Annotated in this window: 21 protein-coding genes; 10 read left to right on the top strand and 11 right to left on the bottom strand. The window is 40.6% G+C overall.

The window, feature by feature from the left end; genetic code table 11:
• The first annotated feature begins 21 nt into the window (after window positions 1-21).
• The 4 genes from ADS77_RS01315 to ADS77_RS01300 all read left to right on the top strand — a co-directional run bounded on the left by ADS77_RS01315 (window position 22) and on the right by ADS77_RS01300 (window position 6,202).
• The gene (locus tag ADS77_RS01315) at window positions 22-2,058 is read left to right on the top strand and encodes a condensation domain-containing protein (protein WP_054203967.1); all 2,037 of its coding nucleotides are present in this window, start codon (window positions 22-24) and stop codon (window positions 2,056-2,058) included.
• On the top strand, window positions 2,055-3,767 hold the full coding sequence (locus ADS77_RS01310; RefSeq protein WP_054203968.1) for a (2,3-dihydroxybenzoyl)adenylate synthase: 1,713 nt from the start codon (window positions 2,055-2,057) through the stop codon (window positions 3,765-3,767). Before ADS77_RS01315 ends, ADS77_RS01310 begins: the two co-directional genes overlap by 4 nt.
• 141 nt (window positions 3,768-3,908) lie before the next feature.
• Entirely contained in the window at window positions 3,909-5,168 is a 1,260-nt protein-coding gene (gene dapE, locus ADS77_RS01305) for a succinyl-diaminopimelate desuccinylase (protein WP_235575683.1), read from the top strand.
• Window positions 5,169-5,296: 128 nt separating this feature from the next.
• Entirely contained in the window at window positions 5,297-6,202 is a 906-nt protein-coding gene (locus ADS77_RS01300; RefSeq protein ID WP_054203970.1) for a hemin ABC transporter substrate-binding protein, read from the top strand.
• A 15-nt stretch (window positions 6,203-6,217) separates the two neighbouring features.
• Here ADS77_RS01300 and ADS77_RS01295 read toward each other — a convergent pair whose 3' ends face one another.
• The 3 genes from ADS77_RS01295 to ADS77_RS01285 all read right to left on the bottom strand — a co-directional run bounded on the left by ADS77_RS01295 (window position 6,218) and on the right by ADS77_RS01285 (window position 9,734).
• Window positions 6,218-6,670, bottom strand: a complete 453-nt coding sequence (locus ADS77_RS01295) for a hypothetical protein (RefSeq protein ID WP_054452504.1) — start codon at window positions 6,668-6,670, stop codon at window positions 6,218-6,220.
• 75 nt (window positions 6,671-6,745) lie between these two features.
• Window positions 6,746-8,812 carry a TonB-dependent receptor gene (locus ADS77_RS01290; RefSeq protein ID WP_054203972.1) on the bottom strand — a complete coding sequence of 689 codons (2,067 nt, stop codon included), beginning with the start codon at window positions 8,810-8,812 and terminating at the stop codon, window positions 6,746-6,748.
• 232 nt (window positions 8,813-9,044) lie between these two features.
• Window positions 9,045-9,734 carry a 4'-phosphopantetheinyl transferase gene (locus tag ADS77_RS01285; protein WP_054203973.1) on the bottom strand — a complete coding sequence of 230 codons (690 nt, stop codon included), beginning with the start codon at window positions 9,732-9,734 and terminating at the stop codon, window positions 9,045-9,047.
• 179 nt (window positions 9,735-9,913) lie between these two features.
• Between ADS77_RS01285 and ADS77_RS01280 the strand changes: the two genes are divergently transcribed.
• Genes ADS77_RS01280 through ADS77_RS01265 form a run of 4 tightly spaced genes read left to right on the top strand, consistent with a single transcriptional unit; the run spans window position 9,914 to window position 12,042 of the window.
• Window positions 9,914-10,294: a VOC family protein gene (locus ADS77_RS01280; RefSeq protein ID WP_054203974.1), complete on the top strand. Its 381-nt coding sequence runs from the start codon at window positions 9,914-9,916 to the stop codon at window positions 10,292-10,294.
• A 23-nt stretch (window positions 10,295-10,317) separates the two neighbouring features.
• Window positions 10,318-11,070 (top strand): polysaccharide deacetylase family protein, encoded by a 753-nt coding sequence (locus ADS77_RS01275; RefSeq protein WP_235575681.1) that lies wholly within the window; start codon window positions 10,318-10,320, stop codon window positions 11,068-11,070.
• Between the two features lie 3 nt (window positions 11,071-11,073).
• Window positions 11,074-11,436, top strand: a complete 363-nt coding sequence (locus ADS77_RS01270) for a MerR family DNA-binding transcriptional regulator (protein ID WP_054452502.1) — start codon at window positions 11,074-11,076, stop codon at window positions 11,434-11,436.
• A gap of 39 nt (window positions 11,437-11,475) precedes the next feature.
• Window positions 11,476-12,042, top strand: a complete 567-nt coding sequence (locus tag ADS77_RS01265; RefSeq protein WP_054452500.1) for an NAD(P)H-dependent oxidoreductase — start codon at window positions 11,476-11,478, stop codon at window positions 12,040-12,042.
• A 387-nt stretch (window positions 12,043-12,429) separates the two neighbouring features.
• On the opposite strand, the gene ADS77_RS01260 is transcribed toward ADS77_RS01265, so the two are convergent.
• Genes ADS77_RS01260 through ADS77_RS01240 form a run of 5 tightly spaced genes read right to left on the bottom strand, consistent with a single transcriptional unit; the run spans window position 12,430 to window position 17,515 of the window.
• Window positions 12,430-13,287 (bottom strand): aminotransferase class IV, encoded by an 858-nt coding sequence (locus tag ADS77_RS01260; protein ID WP_054203977.1) that lies wholly within the window; start codon window positions 13,285-13,287, stop codon window positions 12,430-12,432.
• Entirely contained in the window at window positions 13,284-14,153 is an 870-nt protein-coding gene (locus ADS77_RS01255) for a glutamate cyclase domain-containing protein (protein WP_054452498.1), read from the bottom strand. The genes ADS77_RS01260 and ADS77_RS01255 overlap by 4 nt, the downstream gene beginning before the upstream one ends.
• Window positions 14,141-14,869: a 5-oxoprolinase subunit PxpA gene (locus ADS77_RS01250; RefSeq protein ID WP_054203979.1), complete on the bottom strand. Its 729-nt coding sequence runs from the start codon at window positions 14,867-14,869 to the stop codon at window positions 14,141-14,143. The genes ADS77_RS01255 and ADS77_RS01250 overlap by 13 nt, the downstream gene beginning before the upstream one ends.
• Window positions 14,870-14,881: 12 nt before the next feature.
• Window positions 14,882-15,679: a putative hydro-lyase gene (locus ADS77_RS01245; RefSeq protein WP_054452495.1), complete on the bottom strand. Its 798-nt coding sequence runs from the start codon at window positions 15,677-15,679 to the stop codon at window positions 14,882-14,884.
• A 21-nt stretch (window positions 15,680-15,700) separates the two neighbouring features.
• Window positions 15,701-17,515: a glycoside hydrolase family 3 protein gene (locus ADS77_RS01240; protein ID WP_054452685.1), complete on the bottom strand. Its 1,815-nt coding sequence runs from the start codon at window positions 17,513-17,515 to the stop codon at window positions 15,701-15,703.
• Window positions 17,516-18,326: 811 nt separating this feature from the next.
• Here ADS77_RS01240 and ADS77_RS01235 point away from each other — a divergent pair.
• Together ADS77_RS01235 and ADS77_RS01230 are read left to right on the top strand one after the other, a co-directional pair.
• Entirely contained in the window at window positions 18,327-18,776 is a 450-nt protein-coding gene (locus tag ADS77_RS01235; protein ID WP_054203981.1) for an energy transducer TonB, read from the top strand.
• Between the two features lie 139 nt (window positions 18,777-18,915).
• Window positions 18,916-20,499, top strand: a complete 1,584-nt coding sequence (locus ADS77_RS01230) for a sensor domain-containing diguanylate cyclase (RefSeq protein ID WP_099458972.1) — start codon at window positions 18,916-18,918, stop codon at window positions 20,497-20,499.
• Window positions 20,500-20,542: 43 nt separating this feature from the next.
• Here the strand turns inward: ADS77_RS01230 and ADS77_RS01225 are convergent, their stop codons facing one another.
• Genes ADS77_RS01225 through ADS77_RS01215 form a run of 3 tightly spaced genes read right to left on the bottom strand, consistent with a single transcriptional unit; the run spans window position 20,543 to window position 23,340 of the window.
• A complete protein-coding gene (locus ADS77_RS01225) occupies window positions 20,543-21,343 on the bottom strand; it encodes a heme ABC transporter ATP-binding protein (protein ID WP_054452492.1) in 801 nt (266 codons plus the stop codon).
• Between the two features lie 3 nt (window positions 21,344-21,346).
• Window positions 21,347-22,399 (bottom strand): FecCD family ABC transporter permease, encoded by a 1,053-nt coding sequence (locus tag ADS77_RS01220; protein WP_054203983.1) that lies wholly within the window; start codon window positions 22,397-22,399, stop codon window positions 21,347-21,349.
• Window positions 22,400-22,401: 2 nt separating this feature from the next.
• A complete protein-coding gene (locus ADS77_RS01215; protein ID WP_054452489.1) occupies window positions 22,402-23,340 on the bottom strand; it encodes a hemin ABC transporter substrate-binding protein in 939 nt (312 codons plus the stop codon).

Raw genomic sequence — 23,340 nt, 5'->3', positions numbered from 1 at the left:
TTAAGAATGGAAACTACCCAAATGAATAAAAATAGTAATTCAGCCTCGCTATTAGAAGATGTACTTGCTGTCGTTAGTAATACGTTAAATTTACAGCCTGAAGCTGTATCAGCAGAATGTAACCTAATTGAAGCAGGGCTTGATTCGATCACATTAATGAACTTAGTGTCAACTTGGCGAGCGGCTGGTTATGATATTAACTTTGCAGATTTAGCTAAAAAACCATTTGTGGGGGCATGGGTTGAGTATCTTAGGGTATCGGCTACCAGCCTTGCTGATAATACACAAGACACTATATTTGGGATCCCAAAAATAAAAATCGGGAAACTTCCTCATGCGCCTTTTTCACTTGCGCCTATGCAGTACGCTTATTGGTTAGGACGTGATGTTAATCAACCGCTTGGCGGTGTATCAGCGCATCTGTATTGTGAATTTGAGTTGTCAGCAATCAATGATAAGTCACAGCCATTAGATTTAGCCCGTTTGACGCTAGCAATAGAGAAACTTGTTCAACGTCATAGCTCGTTGCGTTTACAAGTGTGTTCCAGCGGACAGCAAATACATAATCCAAGTAATAATACAGTGCATGTCATCTTTAATGATTTGCGGGATAAACCTACAGATGTTGCGCAGCAGTTACTGGAGCAGTATCGCTCGACCTATTCATCACAAATGTTAGATATTGAGTCAGGAGAAGTATTTGCGGTTGCTTTAAGCTTATTAGAAAATGGTAACAGTCGCCTGCATTTAGACATTGATATGATAGCCGCAGACGCCGTTAGTTATCGCACGCTACTGCGTGATCTTGCACTGTTATACGATGACCCTGATGTAGAACTTGCTGATTTAGCAATAAGTTATAAAGATTGCCGAATGGCCATTGAGCATAATTGGGAGTCAATAAAAGAAAGCTCGGGAATGTGGTGGCAAACACAGCTAGCTTCTTTACCCAATGGCCCATTACTACCTTTAAAAGCAGCTTCATCGCAGCATCCTATTACAACACGACGCCATTTTAATATTGATCCGCAGCGTAAAGCACAATTATATGCGCAATGTCGTCAGTATGGATTAACCCCATCAGTGGTGTTAGCAACCGTGCTGGCAGAAACCCTGGCTGGATGGAGCAAAGATCCACGTTTTATTCTTAATGTTCCTTTATTTCAACGTCCACTCGCAGGCCCTAATATTAAAGAGGTGGTAGGCGACTTTAGTAGTTCAATACTCCTCGATGTTGATACTGGCCCGACTGCAACTTTTGTAACACGAGCGCGTGATGTTCAATCTAGTATGCACGAGGGAGCAGCGCGCGCAGACTACGGTGGAGTTCATGTTTTAAGAGATTTAGGGCGTGCTCGTGGGCAGCAAGTAACAGCGCCTGTTGTATTTACAAGCGCATTAAATTTAGGTGAGTTATTTGATGCAAATGTGCGCCGAGTATTTGGGGATCCTATTTGGATTATTTCTCAAGGGCCACAGGTATTACTTGATGCGCAAGTAACTGAACTTGATGGTGGTATTTTAATTAACTGGGATTGTCGAGAGGATGCTTTTGTTGATGGTGTGCTCGATGCAATGTTTAATTTTTTCAGTAATACCGTGGTAAACCTCGTCACTGAGCCGGATTATTGGAATACCTATATTGGTGATACGTTACCCAAAAATAGAGCAGTTGCTGAGCTCCAAGAGCCAGTAATTACTAAAAATGTGAAACATGATGAAACCTCGTTAAGTATGCCAGTAGTTCGTGTGGTAGCTTCTATTTGGCATGAAGTGATCGGAGGGGATGGTAGTAATATTCATCAAAACTTATTTGCTGCGGGTGGGGATTCTGTTTTAGCAAGTTCGTTAATCGCGCAAATTAGGGAAATCTTCGGATCCAATTCGATAGACATGAAAAGCTTATTTAGTTCACCTTCTATTGCAGGCATTGCCGCTTCAATTACTTACTCGACCGATGTTGAAGAAGTATTACAAATTGCTCAAGTGTATTGTGAAATCTTAGATTTAGATGATGACGCACTCAGTGCTGAATTGGAAATGGAGGGATCACTATGACTGAGTTTGTGCCTACCGAAGCCGGATTATATGCTTGGCCAGAAGAAATAAGCAGAAAGTACAAAGAGCAGGGGGTGTGGGGAAATGAAAACTTTGCAAATTGGTTAACTGCAAAACTTAAGCAATATGCTGATGTTATTTTGCTCAGCGGCCCCGACCTTCAATCTGGTGAATGGCAACAGATGACAGGCCAAGAAATAAGCGCTGTCGTGAATAATATAGTAGAGCATTGCCACAGTATTGGTCTTGGGCGAGGAGATAAAGTAGTGATGCAAATGGGTAATAATAATGCATTCGTATTAACCTTTTTCGCTTTACTCCAGCTAGGCGTTATTCCTGTCATGGCGTTACCTGGACATGGACAACGTGAAATTTTGCATTTTGTGAAATTAACACAAGCACGTGCTTGGTTTGTTAGTGCACAATCGACTAGTTTCGATTGTCATGTATTTGCTAATGAGCTACTTAATACAGTTCCAACACTTAAACATGTTGTTGTGGATGGCCTAGACTTAAAGCCGCATCCGTCAATATTATCTTTATTAGGGTTTACTAAGGCAACTGAAGCTCAAATTACAGCACTTGAGTTTCCTGGTCTCGCAGCGGATCCTGCTGAAATGGCTTTATTGTTATGCTCAGGCGGTACAACAGGAATACCGAAGTTAATTCCAAGAACACATAGAGATTACCTCTATAATATAAAAGCCAGTGCTAAGCTTTGTGAGTTGAGTTCACAAGACCGCTATCTTGTTGCATTACCAGCGGCGCATAATTTTCCATTAGCCTGCCCGGGTATTTTAGGCGCAATTGAGGTGGGAGCTGGTGTAGTTATGTGTCCAGTGCCGAGTCCTGAAATTGCATTTGAATATATTGAAAACGCAGGAGTTACGATGACGGCGTTAGTGCCGACTTTAGTGAAAACTTGGCTTAATTATGCAGCATTAGTAACACCTCCAGCGGCGTGCCTTAATTTATTACAAGTTGGCGGTGCTAAACTTGATGAAGCGACAGCACGCAGAATCGGTAATGAACTTAATTGTAATTTACAACAGGTGTTTGGTATGGCTGAGGGACTTCTTAATTTTACTCGAGATTCAGATCCCAACGTTTTAAAGTTCAAGACTCAAGGGCGGCCATTATCTGACTTGGATGAGGTTAGGGTGGTGGATGAGCAAGGGTTGGATGTTGCACAAGGAAAGTGTGGCGAGCTGTTGACTAGAGGCCCATATACAATTCGTGGTTACTATAAAGAGGAGTCGGCCAATCAAAAATCATTTACTACAGATGGTTATTATCGTACTGGGGATCAGGTCAGGCGGCTAAGCAGTGGTCATCTTATTGTTGAAGGTCGAATCCAAGAGGTTCTTCGTCGTGGTGGAGAGACAATTTCGGTTGAAACATTAGAAGCTCATTTAGCCTGTCATCATGGCATAAAAGATGTTGCTGTTGTGGGACTACCTTGCGAACAACTCGGGGAGCGAACATGCGCAGTTATTGTTTCACAAGACCAAAACTTGCCAAAATTAACACTCAAAGACATAAGGCAATACTTAGCAGCGCAGGGGGTTGCACGCTATATGCTGCCAGATACAGTGACGTACGTTGAATATATTCCATTAACTGTTATAGGTAAAATTGCGCGTAAAAAACTATCTGCACAAATTCACCTTGAGCTTAATAAGCAACGCCAAGAAATACAAACAGTATGAATCAAACTAATAATACGCAATTATCATCAGAGGATGCACCGCAATGTCTGGCTGCTGAATATGGGCAAGGTAATGATATTGATTGTTGGCTAACAGTGGATTGATAGTGCGTTTAAAGTATTAGTTATTACTGGGAGTTTGTTGTTTAACTTTTTTTGCAACAAACTCCCTCAATACCCTTTATTTAATTATGAGGTGAGCCTTATCATCGATGAACAATTTACTTTAACGGCTGAGTTAAAGAGCGAATACCAAAGTCGAGTCATTGAGTATGCACGTGAATTACTGCAATTTGAATCGGTAACACCGGATGACGCAGGTTGCCAAGCATGGATTGCAAAAAAGTTATCAATGCTGGGTGCAAAAATCGATACATTTGAAAGTCATGGGGTGAGTAACCTAATTGCTGTTATATCTAATGGTGATGGACCCAATTTAGGTTTTTGTGGGCACACGGATGTTGTGCCCGTAGGTAATCTTAATAAATGGCAAGCACCACCTTTTGCAGGTGAAATTAAAAATGATTACCTGATCGGTCGAGGCATCGCAGATATGAAAGGCGGTATTGCCGCAGCCTTAGTTGCAGCTGAGATGCTAGTACTCGAAGGGAGCTTTGTTGGGCGACTATGGTTTTTAATAACCAGCGATGAAGAGGGCGATGCCTTATTCGGCTCATGTGAAATTGTAAAACACTTTAAAGATGTAAAGCAGGACTTGGATTATTGTATTGTTGGAGAACCGACATCAATAAAGCAGTGCGGTGACATGCTAAAGATTGGACGCAGAGGGGCGTTGAGTTTTGCCATTCAAATTAATGGTAAAAGTGCGCATGTTGCTTATCCGACTCAAGGTATTAATGCTATCCATCATGCCTGTAGCATTGTAAAAGATTTAATGAAATTTGATTGGGATAATAGAGATAGTAATCAGCTAGGTACAACAATGCAAGTTACTCATATAGATTCAGGCCTGTACAGCGATAATGTCATTCCTGATAGTGTAATAATTAATTTAAATATTCGTTATACCACGGCTTACAGTGAAGATGATCTAATTCATTTAGTTACTCATATTGTAACGCGAACGACTAACGATTTCTTACTAACGACATCGCATGCTTGCAACCCTTATTACTCTGCAGAGATTAGTAAAAATAAACTTTCGCTAATAAAAGAATGCCAAACAGTAATTAATCGATGCACAGGATTATTTGCGAAAACTTCAACGTCAGGGGGAACTTCCGATGGCCGGTTTTTCAGCGACATTTGTCCGCAAGTAATTGAGTTAGGTTTAACTAATGGGACCATCCATCAAGAAAATGAACGTATTCATCTTAGTGAGCTTAGCAACTTAACGAATATTTATTTTGCGTTATTTAAAAAGTTGCTTTGTAAGCAATGATCTAGCATGAACTTTGTGCTTCCAAATATATATCAAACCTGATGGTGCTTTAAAAAATTATAATCAAAAACTATAAGTTGAAAATAGAAACTGTTATTATTTTTGTTTTCAAATTGGATTTGATGATAATGAAACCCTTTGTGTTTTTCCTTATTTTGTTTGTTACTTTACTTGCTAATAGCTACGTCCATGCAAGCCCGCAACCTTTTAACCCACAAAAAATTGTGGTTGCAGGGGGCTCAATAACGGAAGTTATTTATGCGCTTGGTGAACAACAGCGCATTGTTGGGGTTGATAGCAGTAGTATTTTTCCTGCTGTCGCCACTACACAGCCTCAAATTGGCTATGTGCGTAAAATAAGCGTTGAAGGGATATTGTCATTAAACCCTGATATTATCCTTGCGGAAGCCGATATAGGCCCTAAAAAAGTAGTAGAGCAATTAAAACGTACCGCTGCTAATTTGGTTATTTTGCATGAAAATGATAGCTTTTGGCGTATTGAAAATAAAATAGAACAAATAGCCAGCCTGTTGCAAGTCCAGAGCAAAGGAGCGGAGTTAGCGCAAGCGCTAAAAGTAGATCGTGATGCCTTAACGCATATTTTAGAACAAGCAACGACTAAACCTAAAGTCTTGGTTATTCGCAGTAATCAACTAATGGTCGCAGGAGCTGATACTACGGTAAATGAGCTCGTTAGTATTGCTGGCGGTAAGAATGTGATGGCGTCTAGCGTAACTAACTGGCAGACAATATCTAGTGAAGCTGCGTTAGTCTTAAACCCCGATGTGATTATTACCATGAGTATTGGTGTGCATGATCAGCAATCAAATTCAGAGCTTTTAAACGCGTTTAAGTTTTCCAATGCAGTTAAAAATAAACGCGTGCATAATTTTGATGTTGCTTATTTGCTAAGTATGGGCCCTCGAACGCCGCAAGCTCTCGTTGAATTAGCACATGCTTTTTATCCTCAAGCGCAATTACCTGATGGATATCAATATAGATTTTTAAAATCAGCAGCTAATAGCGCTAAATAACCTGAGTTCATCAGGTTAAAGAATCAATGTGTGAACAAGCCTCTCTATTTGCATAAACCTTGTTTTCTCAAGTGTCTTATTGTGGTTTGATGTTTTCATTAGCCAAGCATGGGCATCATCAAGTGATGCAACGACTGCACCGGGTATACCAAAGGCTTTTTGTACACTCATGTTTTGCATTCGTTCAAATTGCTGTTCGGGAACCACAATTAACATAGCTTGAACATGTTGCTGCATTTGCTCTGCCGCTCCTTCTTTTAACCACTTTTGCGTAGCTGGGCCTGCTCCTTTTGGATGCTGTAAAGACTCTTCATCGTTGTAAACACGAACAACGACAAAGGGCTCAGCTTTTTTAAACCAATCATCCCATGCGTGCAATGAGTTTAAATGCATCTCGAGTGTGCATTCACCGCCTGCAACGGTGACGGCTAATGGCCAAAGGCTATTATCGTGCTTTAGAATTGCCATATTGTATGGCTCCTAGTTATTGTTTTTATGAAGGGTTTACGGCAAGCGAGCCTGCCGTGTAAATTATTAGTTAGATCAAAATGTATACTGTAAACCTGCGCTAATGGTTCTTGGTTGAGTTAAAACTGCTTTATCAAAATGGCTGTCTGGCTCATTACTGTCAGCAGGTGCTGTACCTGGGTATAGCGCAACAGGCGCATCTTCATCAAAAATATTACGTACTGTAAGGTACAATTTAGCTTGCTCTGATATTGAGTAACTTAAGCTGGTATTGAAGGTGGCAAATGCGCCTGTTTTACTGCCTTCATCGTTTGAAATATTGGTATACCAACCATCAGTGTACTGACCGCTCATATTAACAATCCAGTTATTTGACTGCCATGTACCGCCAAACTTCATCGAAGCAGAAGGAACCATAAACAATGAGTTACCTTCTAAGCCTGAGCCTGGATAATCAGTGATTTCGGAGTCTAATAGTGCGAAGCTACCGTAGAGGTTAAATTGCTCATCAATACGCCAATCTGCGCTAAATTCAAAACCAACAGTGGTAACTTCGTCTGCGTTTCTTACCACATAAGCTTCATCACGCGTATTTTCGGGTGTTAAATCAAAGGGCAATTGCATATCTTTATATTGCGAGTAAAATAAATTTTGCGATGTGCTAACGCTATTGTCAGCCCATTGTTGACGACCATATAATTCCAATGAGTTTACGTATTCTTCGTCGTATTCATAGTTCACAATAGGTGCACCAAAAGAAATACCTCCACCTCCTGCGTTATAGCCACGAGATAATTGCAAACCAATTGTATGTCCATCGTTGACTTGATAACTAAGGCCAAGCTTTGGTAAGAGGGCGCTGTAATCATTATCTGATTCAATTTTCGCTATTGCCCTATCTGGATCGCCACCTTCACGTTTACGGTTTTCTTTTTCGTAGCGTAAACCCGCGGTTAGCTCAAAGTTTTCACTAAATGGAAATGCGCCCTCTGAGTAGATTGCAAAATTATTGGAATCATCAGTAAAACTCTGTTTTACAATAAACTGAATCCAATCATCTTGTTTAGAGCTATAGTAACGACTACCAATAACCCATTGTGCGCCATTATCACCTTGATAACGTAAGCGCGGCTCTACCACAAACTCCTTAGTATCAACATTAGCTTTAGAGCCGTCAGGTGTTGATTTACGCTCAAAATTAAAGTCTGTTGCTGATGCCGTTACTTCCAGCTCTAGTTGCTCATTTATTGAAGCGCTGTATTCAATGCCTAAGCTTTTTGTATGTGTAACATGCACAGGCTGTTGTGGAAAATTAGAGCGTCTTTCACCAAACGGGTAATCAATAATTTCACCATTTGGGCCACTGTACTTGTTGTCGTTTAGTGTGATTACAATACGTGTATTATATTCGTCATCGCCTTCATAGAGTAACTTGCCTCTGATAGCACGACCTTCCATGTCTGCAGGGTCTTCAACGCCAACATAGGGGTCATAATCAACAGAAGAGCGACGTTCAAATTGGTCAGCTGCAATACGCAAAGAAAATTGCTCTGTAAGCGGCTGATTATAAGTGGCTGATAGGCGTCTTTGGTCTAAATTTCCTCCTTCGGCGCGAATTGTAAACTGTTGTTCGAACGTTGGATCTTGCGTTTCAACGCGGATAGTACCTGCGATAGCATTACGTCCAGCGAGTGTGCTTTGTGGCCCCCTGAGTACCTCAATCTGATTGAGATCCCAAATACCTAAATCGCCAAATACTATTTCGTTATAAGTAGCTGATCTACCGTCAATTTGCCAGTTTAGTCGTGCTCTGCTGCCAGCAAAAAATGCGTTGGCATTTTCAGCGGCGCCAGTACCATCAATCCCTCGAACTGTGGGGGCTTTGCCAGTGCCTGTGACCATAGTAATATTAGGGATTTCACTTAAAACATCTCTTACGGTTCTAAGCTCAGGGCGGTTTTCGAGTGTTTTGGCATCAAAAACAACAACACTATTGCCACTTTGTAGCAAGCTTCTTGATAACAATTCACCGGTAACTTCTATGACAGTCATTTGATTTGCAGTCTTAGTTTCTTCAGTATTTGCTAATGCTGTAGTTGATACTAATGCTGCAACAGGGATTAAAACGTCCTTAATTTTCACTTTCTCTCCGTGGTGGTAATAGTAATTATTATCAATTGTACTTTTGTTACTTATTTTGTGCAACAACTATACTGTTACATTTTATTCTGCTGGTTGTTGGTGATAAATTGGCTAGCTTGAACTTGAAAAGGCAAGTTAAATACGCATTTGCACTAAGTGCGTATTAATAGTGTAACTATATTCACTATATAGCTTTAATTGTTGAGGTAGAAAAAGTGCTGGATGGCTGAGTTCACAAGGGCGTTTTAAATTCGCACTCCGTGAGTACAACAGTATTATTACATTGATAAAATACGGTTACGCAAGTGCCTTGAGGCACTTGCTCTGAGAGTGTTTTCGTTATTTTAAATTGTAGCTGTTGCTCATTAAAAGCAATAAGCTTGGCGGCTTCAAAACCAAAAAACTGCTTTACGCTTGGATATAACGCTTTAAAAATACTTTCTTTAGCTGAAAAAACAATCGTTAGTGGGTGCGATATTTGCTCAGCCAGTTGCTTAAATTGTGAGTATTCCTCTGGATGCAAAATTTGCTTTTGTAGTTCTTGTTCTTGTTTGTCACTCATCAATTGCTCTATATCAATGCCTATTCCTGCAATATCCGCACGGTGGCATGCCATCGCCATGGCGATTCCTTGCGTGTGAGTAATGCTGCCAATAATATTATCTGGCCATATTGGCGCGCGATCATTACCTGAAAGAATATCGCAAGGGTGAATATTGAGTGAACTAAGTACCTGTTTTGCACAAAAACGGCCTGCCAAATATTCAGCCTTTCGTTTTGCTACTGCTTTTTGTAGTTGTGGCGGTGAAAAAATCTGATAACGAAAAAAGTCATTTTCAACAAGAAAATTATTATCAAACTCATAACAAAAAGCGTTGTAGGGAAGTTGGGGGGGAAGCTGAGTATAAAGGGAAAATTCCATGAGTGATTTACACTTCTTCTTAGAGTAAAATTAACACCTTGATAATACGTTAAAAATATAATAAATACAGTAAACGCCACGACTTAATTGTTACCTTTTAGCATATTAGCAGTAGACGAGCATCACTCTTAACGTTAACTTGGAGATGCATTTTTAATCGTAAAGAAAAAGGAATATATATGATTGGTTATACAATGTTTGGCACGAATAATTTTGCCAAAGCGGTGGTGTTTTATGATGAGTTACTCGCTTTATTAGGAGCGACACGTTTTTTAGAGACCGATAATTTTGTCGCGTGGAGCAGTGGTGCAGATAAGGCTGGTTTTTCAATAACAAAACCTTATGATGGACAGTCTGCAACAGTGGGCAATGGTACGATGATCGCGTTAGCTGTAGAGAACCCAGATCAGGTTGACGCATTTTATGCCAAAGCAATTGCATTAGGTGCAACAGATGAAGGCGCACCTGGTCCGCGTGAAATGCCTGGATTTTATGCGGGCTATTTCCGTGATTTAGACGGCAATAAACTCAATGTATTTTGTTTTATTCAAACAGCTTAAATTTTTATACTCAAGGATTGAAGATGAGAAGATCAGCAGCGCTGTGGTTAGCATTAGTTTTTGCTATGCCTGCTGGCGCGCAAACACACGGTTCTAACAAGGATGATAAGATTGCGGTGAGCTTATCGTATGATGATGCCTTAGCGAGCCAACTTGATAACGCAATACCTGCGCTTAATAAGCTTGGTTTTAAGGCGTCGTTTTATATCTTGCCCGATGCGCAAACGATGCAATTACGCATGAATGAGTGGAAAGCTGTTGCCAAACAAGGCCATGAGCTAGGTAATCATAGCCTATATCATCCATGCAGTGGCTCAAAACCTTACCGTGAATGGGTCAGTGATGAACATGATTTAGATCGCTACACCCGTGCACGTGCAATACGTGAGGTGCTTAGCGCGAATGTATTTTTACATGCAATAGATGGTAAAACGCAGCGTACATTCACACCGCCTTGCTTTGATACACAAGCAGCAGGTGAAGACTTTATAGAGCCGCTTAAGGCGCATTTTATCGCAATTAAAGGGGTTGATGATAATGGCCGCTCAGTTTTATGGGCTCCATCGAATGTTACAGGGCAACAGCTCATTGATTATGTACGCAATGTCTCAAGCCAAGTGCAACTTATAAACATTATTTTTCATGGTGTTGGTGGGGATCATTTAAGTGTATCGGTTGATGCGCATGCACAGTTACTGGATTATTTAGCAGCTAATACAAATAAGTATGACGTTGACTCATACATTAATATTATGCAAAAGCAGGCGAAGGAGTAAGCTGTGTTTATAGGTGAAATGGCAAAGCGCTCAGGTGTTTCGGTCAAGGCGATTAGACACTATGAAAACATTGGACTGCTAACAGATATAACACGCCAAGGCAGCTACCGTATTTATGATAACGCTGATGTCGAGTTTGTCACCCTTATTAAGCGCGCGCAGTTATTGGGTTTAAGTTTAGCGCAACTAAAAAGTTTAAAAGTCACTCGTCATGACTTAGATTGGCCAGCTGTTGTGGAATTACTCGAAGCAAAAAAGCAGCAAGTATTGGATGATATAGCTGCACTTGAGCAACAAAAAAAATTGCTAGATTATTATCATCAAGACATAAAAATATGCTTAGATAAGCTTGACTCTGCCCTCTAGGGGAGGGTGTATGCTGCTGCTTTTAAAGGAGTAGTTAGTATGAAAAGAAATATATTAGTGATTGATGCAAATCCAAAAAGTAGCAGTTTTTGTGATGCATTGGCAAAAGCATATGTAGCGGCAAGTCATAGTGAAGTACAATACCTGTCTCTCAGTACTATGCAATTTAACCCTGACTTAAGCAATGGTTATGACAGCGGACAGCCATTAGAGCCTGATTTAGTCGAATTTCAAGCAAAGTTACAATGGGCTGAGCATATTGTATTGTTTATCCCTGTTTGGTGGGGCGGTTTACCTGCAAAATTTAAAGGGTTGATTGACCGTACTTTCCTACCTGGTTTTGCATTTAAATATCAGCCTAATAAAACCATTCCCGATAAACTATTAAAAGGCCGCACAGCTGAAGTTGTGTTAACCCTTGACACCCCCGCTTGGTATTATCGTTTCGTCCAAGGTGCTCCAGTGACTAAGCAGCTAAAACACACTATTTTAGGCTTTTCTGGCATTAAAGTTATCTCAACTGCATATTTCGGTCCAATTATCAGTTCAACGCCAGAGCTGCGGGTTGAGTGGTTAAACCAAGCCGCAAAACTGGCAAGAAAATAAAACTACTAGGGCGTGTTGACCTTTCGTGATTGATTTTGCAGCAGTATGTTTGGTATTTAGGCAAGGCAGAGCCTATGTCGTGTGGTTGTTCCCCATAAATAGGTGATAACGCAGTATAAATACCAAACATGCGTTGCCCAAAGGGTTCTTCCTAGGGGCGATTGACTCTTTGTTACTCGGTTTTTACTTAGCCCGCTAGGTTACAAACCTCGCGCCGCGATTAAATCGCCCCTAGGTTGAACAAATTTCAATCCACAAAGGTCAACACGCCCTAGGCAACTGGTTAATTCTAGGACTTAAAAAGCCATGTTTGACTAAACAAACATGGCTTACCGCTTACCGCTTACCGCTTACCGCTTACCGCTTACCGCTTACCGCTTACCGCTGTTAATAATCAAACTTATGTAAGGTAAAAAGACTTTGCACTCGTTGCCAAGTTTTACCAGGTTTACCGGTGCCAATAAGTGTGTCATTAATTTTTATCACAGGCCCGACCTCTTTAGTTGCACTGGTGATCCATACTTCATCAGCATCAAGAAGTTCTTCTTTGCTGATCCTGCGCTCGTGTACTTTAAGCTCACTGTGTGAGTGAAGAATATTGATAATCAACCAGCGGGTGATCCCTGGCAAAATCTGATTATCTAACGGTGGCGTACTTATTACGCCATCTTTAACAATAAACACATTACTTGAGCTGGCTTCGGTAAGTTCACCAAGACCATTATATAAAATAGTTTCTTTATTGCCGGCCGCCGCGCCATGTTGGTAATGTATTACGTTACCCAATAATGCGGTTGATTTTATATGGCATCGTTGCCATCGCTTGTCTTGCTCAAGTGAAACCGTGTATGTTGTGGCTGACTCTATAATGCTTACAGGTTGTTCGGGTATCTCAAACGCATAAGCGAATACAGTGGGTGTAATACCAGTAGGGTATGCATGAGCTCGTTTTGTATCAGCACCGCGACTAACATGCAGGTAAATACCAAAGTTTTTACCTTGGTTTTTGTTACATAGCTGATCGCAAATTATACGCCATGTATCTGGCGTATAATTAAGCACAATTTCCAGTTCATTTAAACCATTGTTCATACGCTCTATGTGTGCGGTAAAGCCAAGCATGTCACCATTGTAAGCTGGGATCACTTCGTAAATACCATCACCAAATAAAAAGCCTCTATCCATAGGCGAGATTTTGGCGTGCTCAGCATCCATATAATCGCCATTTAAATACACCGTACTCATTGTAAATCCTCATTCTGATTGGCAACACCGCTAAGCTGACGTAGTCTTGCGATGAGTTGTTGGCCATGCGTGGCATGTAAGCCATCTTCGGTTAATTCATTTTGCTGGGTAACACCATCTACACTGCCACGTTCACTTAAGTACTGTAAAATACCCAGCGTATTAATATTGGCGAGTAAGTCTTGGTTGTGCCAACGACTTAAAAAAGCGATCAGGCCATAAGCAGCCCAATTAGATACATCAGCTAGCAGCAGTTCATCGCAGCAAGTAAGGCTAGGCGTAATACTTAGCTCAGACATATATTGTGATAAGTTGCCCATACCTATTTCGTTGCCACCATCGCCAATGGCTACAGTTGGGCAGGGGGCTTGGCTCACAAAAAAATCAAAACAACCACAATCTGCAGATATATCAATGCCACGCATATTGTAATACTTATTACCATGGCATAGCCCTGGTCGCTCTATTGACAATACACAATCTGGTTTTAAATCAGCCAGTGCTGTTTTGCTAAAGGCCATAGCATCAACAAAGTTATTAAGGGGGAGTTCAAAACAATTAAAGTCATTTTTTAAGGCGGTGTAAAGGGGGTTTCCACATACTAGAATCGGCTGTTTACCAAGTGCTATTAATGCGTTATATAAAGCAATTGCCCCCACAGGGCCATCAGTTTCAAAGGTTTGCTTAACAGCAAAGCCTGTGCCAATTAGCACCGTTTGTTTTGCGTTAAATAATGACTTTGCAGCGCGTAAATAAGTGCCGGTAAGTTGGTGCGCATACAGGCTTTGCATACCACGCAAATTCTGTTCAATCATCATGTTCTCAATGGTATGACTTAGCTGCTCATCACTTACTAAGTTTGGCATAGTGCTTTGATCTCTTGAATAAGAATTATGCCAGCTGCGTTATCGCCATGCACACATAGACTATCAGCATGTAAAGGGAGTTTTTTACCAGACTGTGTTGTTACACAACCTGTAGCGAGCAGTTGTTTGACCTGCGAAATTAATGCCGGTTTATCATGCACGCTGCCGGCAACTTTTCGTGAAACGAGAAGTCCATCGTCGGTGTATTGGCGATCAGCAAAGGCTTCTAAAATTAATGTTAAGTGGTACTTTTTTGCCAGTTGCTGATGGCTTTTTGCATTCGCAGTGGCAAGTAGCATCAGCTTTAATGGACTTGGATAGCTGGCAATGGCTTGCATGACGGTGGTTAATATTGTTTCATCAGTCATCATGTCATTATAAAGCGCACCATGTGGCTTCACATAGCTAAGTGCTAGCCCTTGCACTTTAGCCATACCTTCAATTGCGGCAATTTGGTAGTGTAGGCAATTAGTCAGCTCTTGCGGTGTTAATGCCATTGAACGCCGACCAAACCCTTGCTTATCAGGGTAACTAGGGTGGGCACCAATAGTTACAGTGTGCTGTTTAGCAAGCGCTAAAGTATACGCCAAAACATCGCTGTCACCGCCATGAAAGCCACAAGCAATGTTTGCCATATCTATATGCGGCATAACAGCTTCATCGAGGCCCATCTTCCATGCTCCATAGCTTTCACCTAAATCACAATTAAGCTTCATGTTTGTTTCCGTTTAAAATGCAGATATATGAGCGTTTTGAATATCAGTGATCAGCATATGACCAGGACTATGCGTTATGCAAAAATCAGGTGCGGCATTGGCAATTGCAACTTGAGGTGTAACACCACAGGCCCAAAATACAGGTACTTCACCGTCTTTTATTGTTACCGATTCACCAAAGTTTGGGCGGTTAATATCTTTTATACCGATAGTCGTCGGATCGCCAAAATGCACAGGAGCACCATGCACATCCGGAAAACGACTACAAATTTGAATCGCGCGTATGGCATCAGCAGGCTTCATTGGTCGCATGCTCACAACCATATTTGCTTGAAAAATACCTGCACTTTCACAGGGAATATTAGTCATATACATAGGCACATTTTTGTGTTCTGTAATATTACGAATTTCAATACCAGCTGCTTGCAGCGACTCTTCAAAAGAGAACGAGCAGCCAATTAAAAAAGTTACTAAATCATCGCGCCAGTGCTCTTTTATATTAGTGACTTCTTCAATCAATTGGCCTTGTTTAAAAATCCGATAACGTGGTAAGTCTGTGCGAATATCTAAATCATGCGCAACATTTGGGATCGTGATAGCACCAGGAGCGCTACTACTAGCAACAATCGGGCAAGCTTTTTTGTTTGCTTGGCAAAATTGTAAAAAATCAAAAGCATACTGCTTGGGCAAGATCACTAAGTTAGCTTGTACAAAGCCTGGTACAAAGCCTGATGTGTGGCCTGTGTAATCTTCATTACGGATCATATTCCTGATAGCGTAAGGCGTAGTGAGCGAAGCATTATGTTGCATAGTATCCTCTTAAGCGTAAATTTAGTGGTTATTTTCACTAATTGTCACAGGTAGCACACCTTGCGCAGGTGCTTTGCCTACAAGCACTTTTGCAAGCGCAGTGAAAGCAGGGCCTGATACTTTAATGTTATTATCTACATCTATGTTATACGCATAAGTAGCTAAAATTGCATCACTAAATTGGCCAAACTTCGCAATATCATAAGGCGCTCTAAGGCTAATAAAAATGGTCTTTTTATTAGCCTGTTGCGCTTGCTTAAGAAGGCTCTCAAGCGCCGCGGTTTGCGCTGACTTAGCAATTGCAAATGCTGGGTTATCAGCAAGGTCATCCATACCGCCAATTTCTACCGCGCTTTGATTTGGAAACGCATTACCAGCAATAATAATATCAGCTTCAGTAATGGCTTTTAATGTAGTTGCTGGCTCATACCCTTGCAAGCTGGTACAGCTGAACGAAACAATATGTTGGGTCTGCGCAGCAATTGCTTGTTGAAGTGCAATGCACTTACGCGTATCGGGCATTATGATATGTACTTTGCTATTAGCCGTAAGCTTAATCGGTAAAGTGTTTTTATCATTTTTAACTTCAGTAATTGCCGCAAGCGCAAGCTCGGCTTCGACCTTTCGATGACTAGCATTACCTAAAATATGGTGTGCTTTTTGTGTTGCGAGTGATTCATTCAGCTCGGTAGTAAGTTTAAATTTATTTTTTAAATTAATGATACGTTGAGCAGATATATCTATCTCTTTGGCATTTAAGTTACCTTTTTCAACCTCGCTGACTAATCGCGTTATTAACGTATCAAGTACGACTAAATCCTTTGGGCTACGGATTTCAATCGGCATTAAAGCAATATCAACACCGGCTGCAAAGGTGTTTACAACGGCTTCTATAGGCTCAAAAAAGTGACTAATACCTGCCATATCAAGCGCATCTGTGATCACAACACCTTGATAACCTAACTCATCACGTAATAATTTGGTGATTATTTTACGCGACATAGTGGCTGGTTTGATCATAGTTTTGCCATCTTTACTAACAAATGTACTGCTATCAAGCGCTGGGTACTGGATATGCGCTGTCATGATCATACCGGGGTTCTGATCTTTAATAATTTGTTGAAATGGCGGTAAATCTTGCTGCCAAATCGTTTCTTTATCATGCATTACTTTTGGTAAACCTGTGTGGCTATCAACACTGGTATCGCCATGCCCCGGAAAATGTTTTAGTGAAGTAATAACGCCACTACCTTCAAAACCTGCTACTTGGGCAGCACCTAAAATACTCACTAATGCAGGGTCTTCACTGTATGAGCGTACATTGATCACCGGGTTATCAGGGTTCATGTTTACATCAACTGTTGGTGCGTAATTAACATTAACCCCCACCGCTTTTAGCTCATCTGCGATCACTTGCGCAGATTGTGTTGCAAACTTAGTTCCGTGAACTGCATAGCTTGCACCAATTGACATATTACCGGTAAATGAGGTGGCAATATCTCGAGGAATGCGGGCAACACGTCCGCCTTCTTGGTCAATAGAAATAAATAATGGGGCACCTAAGCTAGACTTTGCAGCCGCTTGTTGCATGGCGTTATTTAATTTAACGATTTGTGAGATATTCTCAATATTTTCAGCAAACAAAATAACTCCACCAATATTATGTTTGGTGATTACTTTAGCTAAGTCTGCAGGTAAGTGAGTGACAGGGGTACGGCACTTTTTCTTAATAGAATGTTCGCTGTCTTGTTCACAATAATAACGAAAATCAAGCATTAGCTTTTGGCCAAGCTGTTGCTCAAGAGTTAATGTGGTCGCTGCAAAGGTCGATTTCATTGGTAATAAACACCCTAGTCCAAAGATAATTGATGATATGGCAAACTTATTTAACACAGAAGGCTCCTAAGCAAAATTGCTTATTGTTGTTTTGAATAATTTATTCCTAATAATAACGTTAAAAAAGATTAAAAAGCAAACTGATTCTAGCACACTCATATTTTAAATATAAATTCAAAATGTATCGTTAAACGCTATTTTTCTTTAAATAAAGCATGTAGATTAAATCTTAGAGGGAGCTGAAAGGACTCGAACTTTAAATTTTCCGTAATAATATATTCCAACCTGTAGTATGTATGGAATTTATGGGGGCGGTAGCAATATACCCAAGCCACCTCAAGATGCAGTTTCAGTTGGAGTTAAAAGCGATTCAGGCAAGGCATTGATTGCAAATAATGGTTGTTCCCTTGTTAAAATCAATAACGCAGTATAAATCGCTTTTAAACCAACACGTTGGGCGTTTCACAGGCGCTTACTCTCAGCGTTGTTACTTCTTAAAAGGGACTGCCATTATTGCAAAGTAACGCCTTGATATTAAACACCTGTGAAACGCTGAAGTCTGCATCTTGAGGTGGTCTGGGTATAAATACACATTCAGTTTAGGGCTTGTTTATTTTTCGTGGCTGAATTTGCAGTAGTATGTTTTTTAGGCACGGCTGAGCCCATGTAGTGTTTATTAAATTTTCATTGGGAATGAGATTATAAAGTTTATATAAGGCTTTGAATTTATATAATAAAATTAAAAAGCAGGTTGCGTTGGCAGTTGCTATAAAGTACTCTTTTTAGGTAATTTATTAATTAAGGATAAATAATGACGAAGAAATGCTTTCTTTATAGTGTAGGGGTGGTGCTGTTTAGTCCTGTGCTTTTTGCTAAAACACATTTTGCTGATGTACAAATAACCCACCTCTACCCTGATGTAGCTCAAGCAATTTGGCTACGTAAAAGTAACAACACACCCAAATACCCTATAGCTCTAGCTAAGAAAGGCATAAAAGGGTGCGCGATTTATACCTTTAATATCGACAGTAGCGGTGACGTTAGTGATGTTGAATTGGTATCTGCGATTCCTACTAGAGTCTTACCAAAAGAAGCTAAAAAACTTTTAAGAAATAGTGAGTGGAAAATCGCTGATGGCCAAAATGCAGGGGTTGAAAAAAGAACAACCCGTATAGATTATTGCATGGGTGGTGAAAGTGTAGAGCAAGCGCAACAACAGTGCATTGCGCAATCTAAATTAGCGTGTAGTACGAATAACTAAAGGCGCAGATAAACTCTAAATTTGTACTAAATCATATTTAGAGTTTTTGCTCCTAGAATAAAGACACACAACTTGTTAGTATTCACCGCGTAAATAATGGCCAGGGAGTTGTAAGGCTAATATAAAGAGACATATTATTTTGCGAAGCCTAATCAACATCAATCTAGATTTAAAAAAATTAATATTATTTTTAGCTATTTCAGTTACGATTATCACGTTTTTAAATAGTTTTTACTCCAGTTATCAAGTTCAAAAACAACAATTACAATCTCAAACGTTAATAAATCATAATGCTTATGCTGCCAAATTAGTGTCTGTTACGGATCGTTTCTTGCTATCAGCCCAGCAGCAATTAGCTTATTCTGCAAAAATAATAGAAAGTCACTTTAATGACCGCAATATTTTAGCGCAAGAAGCTGATCGTCTTCGTTTACAAACAGATAGCTTTAATTCAATTGTAATTGTGGATAATCAGGGGTTAGTTTTAGGTTTATCGCCGATGAGTTTACAGCTCGAAGGGGAAACACTGCAAAGTTATGGGGCAAAACAGGCTTTATCAAATAAAAAGGCGATGATAAGTGAGCCTTATATGTCGGCTGCAGGTAATTTAATTATTTCTATTTCTCATCCGCTATTTGATCGCAACAGTAATTATATAGGCTATGTCTGCGGTACTTTATATTTAAAGAAAAGCAGTATTTTACATGACCTACTGCAAGTGCATTTTCATAAAGATGGCTCCTATCTTTTTGTTGTTGATAAAAATAGGCGGTTGCTTTATCACCCCGATGTTTCGCGCATTGGTGAGCAAGTTTATAATAATTCAGTCATAGAAGCCGTGCTTAAAGGCGAAAGTGGTACCCAGGAAATTATAAACAGTCAAGGCACTGCTATTTTAGCCGGTTATGCGTTGTTAAAATCAGCCCCGTGGGGAATTGTGACACAACGCTCTATTAGCTCAACATTGGTCCCGCTTGATGGACTCATGTTGAACGTGCTCTATCGTACAATTCCAGTGGGCTTTGCAACTTTCATTTTAATTTGGGTGTTTGCACAATTAATATCTCAACCATTAAGGCGCCTTGCAGAAACTGCAAAAAAACTAGATAACCCCGCTGCATCACAAGACTTAAAGCTGGTTCGTTCATGGTATTATGAAAGCTCAGAACTGCGTTTAGCAATGTTAAAGGGAGTTGGCTTATTACAAAATCAAATCGGTGTATTGCGCCATGAGGCGCAAACAGATCCGTTAACAGGTTTACACAATCGCCGTAGTTTAGAGCGAATGCTTGATCAGCTTATTTTTAATCGCACTTCGTTTACTGTACTTGCCGTCGATATTGATTTCTTTAAACGGGTTAACGATGAATTCGGCCATGATATTGGCGACATAGTATTGCAATCACTAGCAAAAGTTGTGCTGGACGTAACCCGTGAAAGTGATTTTGTAGCGCGTACAGGCGGGGAGGAGTTCATCATTATACTGCCTAGTACAACAGGAGAATCCGCATACCTATTGGCTGAACGACTACGTATGCGTGTATCAGAAACAATCATTGAGCCTGTTGGTTGCATAAATATTTCGATAGGTATTTCAGGTTGGCCACAGAACCAACTGAACGTTGAAGAGGTACTTAAACAAGCCGATCAAGCCTTATACAAAGCTAAAAAAAGTGGTCGTAACCGCTGTATTGTAGACTCACAGCTTACTCACTCAGAGTGAATCGCATTAGCGTACTATTAATGCGATCCATATTTTGTAAAGATTAACTATAGCTCGCTGTTTTAGCGACAACTATATGGGGTAGTACATTTTCTAAATTAGCTTGCAGCCGAGCATCAATGTTATATACCTCATTTAACCGAGTATTAATAAGTACTTCTTCTGGGGTGCCGTGCGCAACAACCTCCCCCTTATTTAACATATAAATACGATCAGCAAAACTCGCTGCTAACGATAGATCATGCACCACGGCAACAACTCCAGCACCTTGCTTTGCAATTAAGCGTGCTTGAGCCATCACTTCATATTGATGGTATAAATCGAGGCTTGATGTTGGTTCGTCAATCAGTAAATAAGCATTTTGCTTATTCGCTAGGCTAGGCTGTAATTGGCACAAGACACGGGCAAGTTGAGTGCGTTGTTTTTCCCCCCCAGATAAACGGGTAAAGCATTGTTGTGCTAAATGATCTATCCCTAAAGCCAGCATTGCATCATGAGAAAACTGCTTTAGCGCTAATGCACTGTATTGCTCTTGATGCGCAAAGTGAGCCATATCAACTACTTCATTAACCGTAAATGGGAAATCTAATTCATAGCTTTGTGTTAACACTGCGCGAAGTTTGGCCAGCTCAGCGATAGTGTACTCGTTCAATGTGCGTTGATTAATACTAACAACCCCACCGGATAAACTAATATCACCACACAAGGCTTTTAATAACGATGACTTACCAGCTCCGTTAGGCCCAATTATTACCACAACTTCATGGGGTTTTACCGTAAAATCAACATTGTTAAGAAGGACTTTTTGACCTACTTTGGCCATTAATTTACTGCCTGAAAGCATAATTTATCCTCGCTGCTGATAGGTTTTTAATAACATAATTAAAAAGAATGGTCCGCCAATAGCACTTGTAATAAGGCCTATGGGCACTTCGGCAGGTAGCATCACCGTGCGTGCAAATAAGTCAGCTAGTCCTAGCATTAAGGCTCCGCCTAAAATGCTGGCTGGCATGAGATAGCGATGATCGGGCCCTAAAACTAAACGTACAATATGTGGCACAATAAAACCGACAAAACCAATAATTCCAGTAATTGCCACAGCTGCACCGGTGCATAGTGCTGTATAAATAAACACCTGCTTTTTAAGTTTAGTGACATTAATACCTAGATGCTTTGCTTGTGCTTCACCTAATAAGTATAAATTAAGCGGCTTTGATAAACGCAGTAAACCAATACAACTGGCTATAATAATACACAGTGTGGGTGTCATCATTGCAAAGTGATTTCCGGCGAGGGAACCCATACTCCAAAAAGTTAAATCACGCAGTTGCTGATCATTACTTATTAATGTTAAAACGCCAATGAGTGAACCCACAATCGCGTTTACAGCAATGCCTGCTAATAACAAACTAATAATCGTAAATTGGCCACTATGCGCACTCAGCCGATAAATAAATACGCATACACCAATGCACCCTAAAAATGCACCAACAGGAACGGCATAAATACCAAAGCTATCACTAAAATTTGCAAATAAGCTTGTACCTAATACGATGGTAGCGACTGCGCCAAGGGCAGCACCACTAGAGACGCCAATTAAACCTGGGTCAGCCAATGGATTTCTAAATATTGCCTGCATTGCTGCGCCACAGGCAGCCAAACCTGCACCCACAACCATTGCAAGAACTAAACGAGGCAAGCGAATTTGCCAGATAATCGCATTTTTTAGCTGATCATCAGCAGTGTGGTTAATTATGCCAATGATCTCGCTAATACTAATGGCGACACCGCCTTTACTTAGTGCAATAAAAAACACCAGCACACAGGCTATAAACAAAGCAGGAATAGCAAAACGGCGTTGCTGTTGCTGGGTAATGAGCGTACTACCAAGAGCTAACATCGTTATAAGTCACTTGTTTTGTTTGTTGCTTTATCAGTGGTGCTTTGTGCTGTTTGTAAAAATTGGTAGTTATAGCCACTAGGCAAGCGTGTTTTTGGATGAAAAGTATGTGCTAATTCAACCACAGCTTGTGGCGTACGCGGGCCCATTCCCAATAAATAGCTGCCATCAAAACTGTGTACTTGACCATTTTTTACTGCGTTAGTGTATTTAAAATGAGCGAGTTTCTCTATTTTAGGCAGTGGATCATCGCCATGGCGGCCCATTGTAATGATGATGTCAGGATTAATAGCCAATGCAGCTTCAGTAGAAAGCGGTTTCCAGTTGGTGATCGCACTCGCTGCAGCATTAACACCGCCAGCAGCCGTGATTAACTCATTCGCAGATGTGCCAGCACCCGCAACGATAGGTTGGCCACTGCGTACGCTAAGTACAAATAGCACATTAGGTTTTGTTTTAGCTTGCTTTAAAATATGCGCTAGTGCATTACGGTCTGCTTGTAGTGATTGAACTAATACGTCACCTTTGGCTGGAACATTGAGTAACTGAGCAATGTTTTTTATTTTTTTTTCAATTCCTAAAAAGTTATCGTGCTCATTGAGAATAACTAAATTAACCCCTGTCTTTTTTAACTGTTCAACGACTTTTTTAGGCCCTGTATCGGACTCGCCAAGCACTAAATCTGGATTTAACGACAAAATACCTTCAGCGCTAATTCTGCGTACATAGCCTATTTGTGGTTTTTGAGTGGCAGAAGCTGGGAATACGCTGGTGCTATCTACACCAATAATACGTTGTTGCTCTTGAAGAGCATAAATGATCTCGGTGATAGAACCACCGGAGACAACAACTCTGTGCGGACTATCTGGTTGTGTGGCCGCACTTAGAGGGAAGGCCGTAGCGAATATCATAAAAATTAAATACGTGAGGAGGGGTTTCAT

Origin of the sequence: Pseudoalteromonas porphyrae, from assembly GCF_001298125.1 — a bacterium.
GTDB classification, from domain to species: Bacteria; Pseudomonadota; Gammaproteobacteria; order Enterobacterales; family Alteromonadaceae; genus Pseudoalteromonas; species Pseudoalteromonas neustonica.
This window is presented reverse-complemented; position numbering and strand designations above follow the sequence as displayed.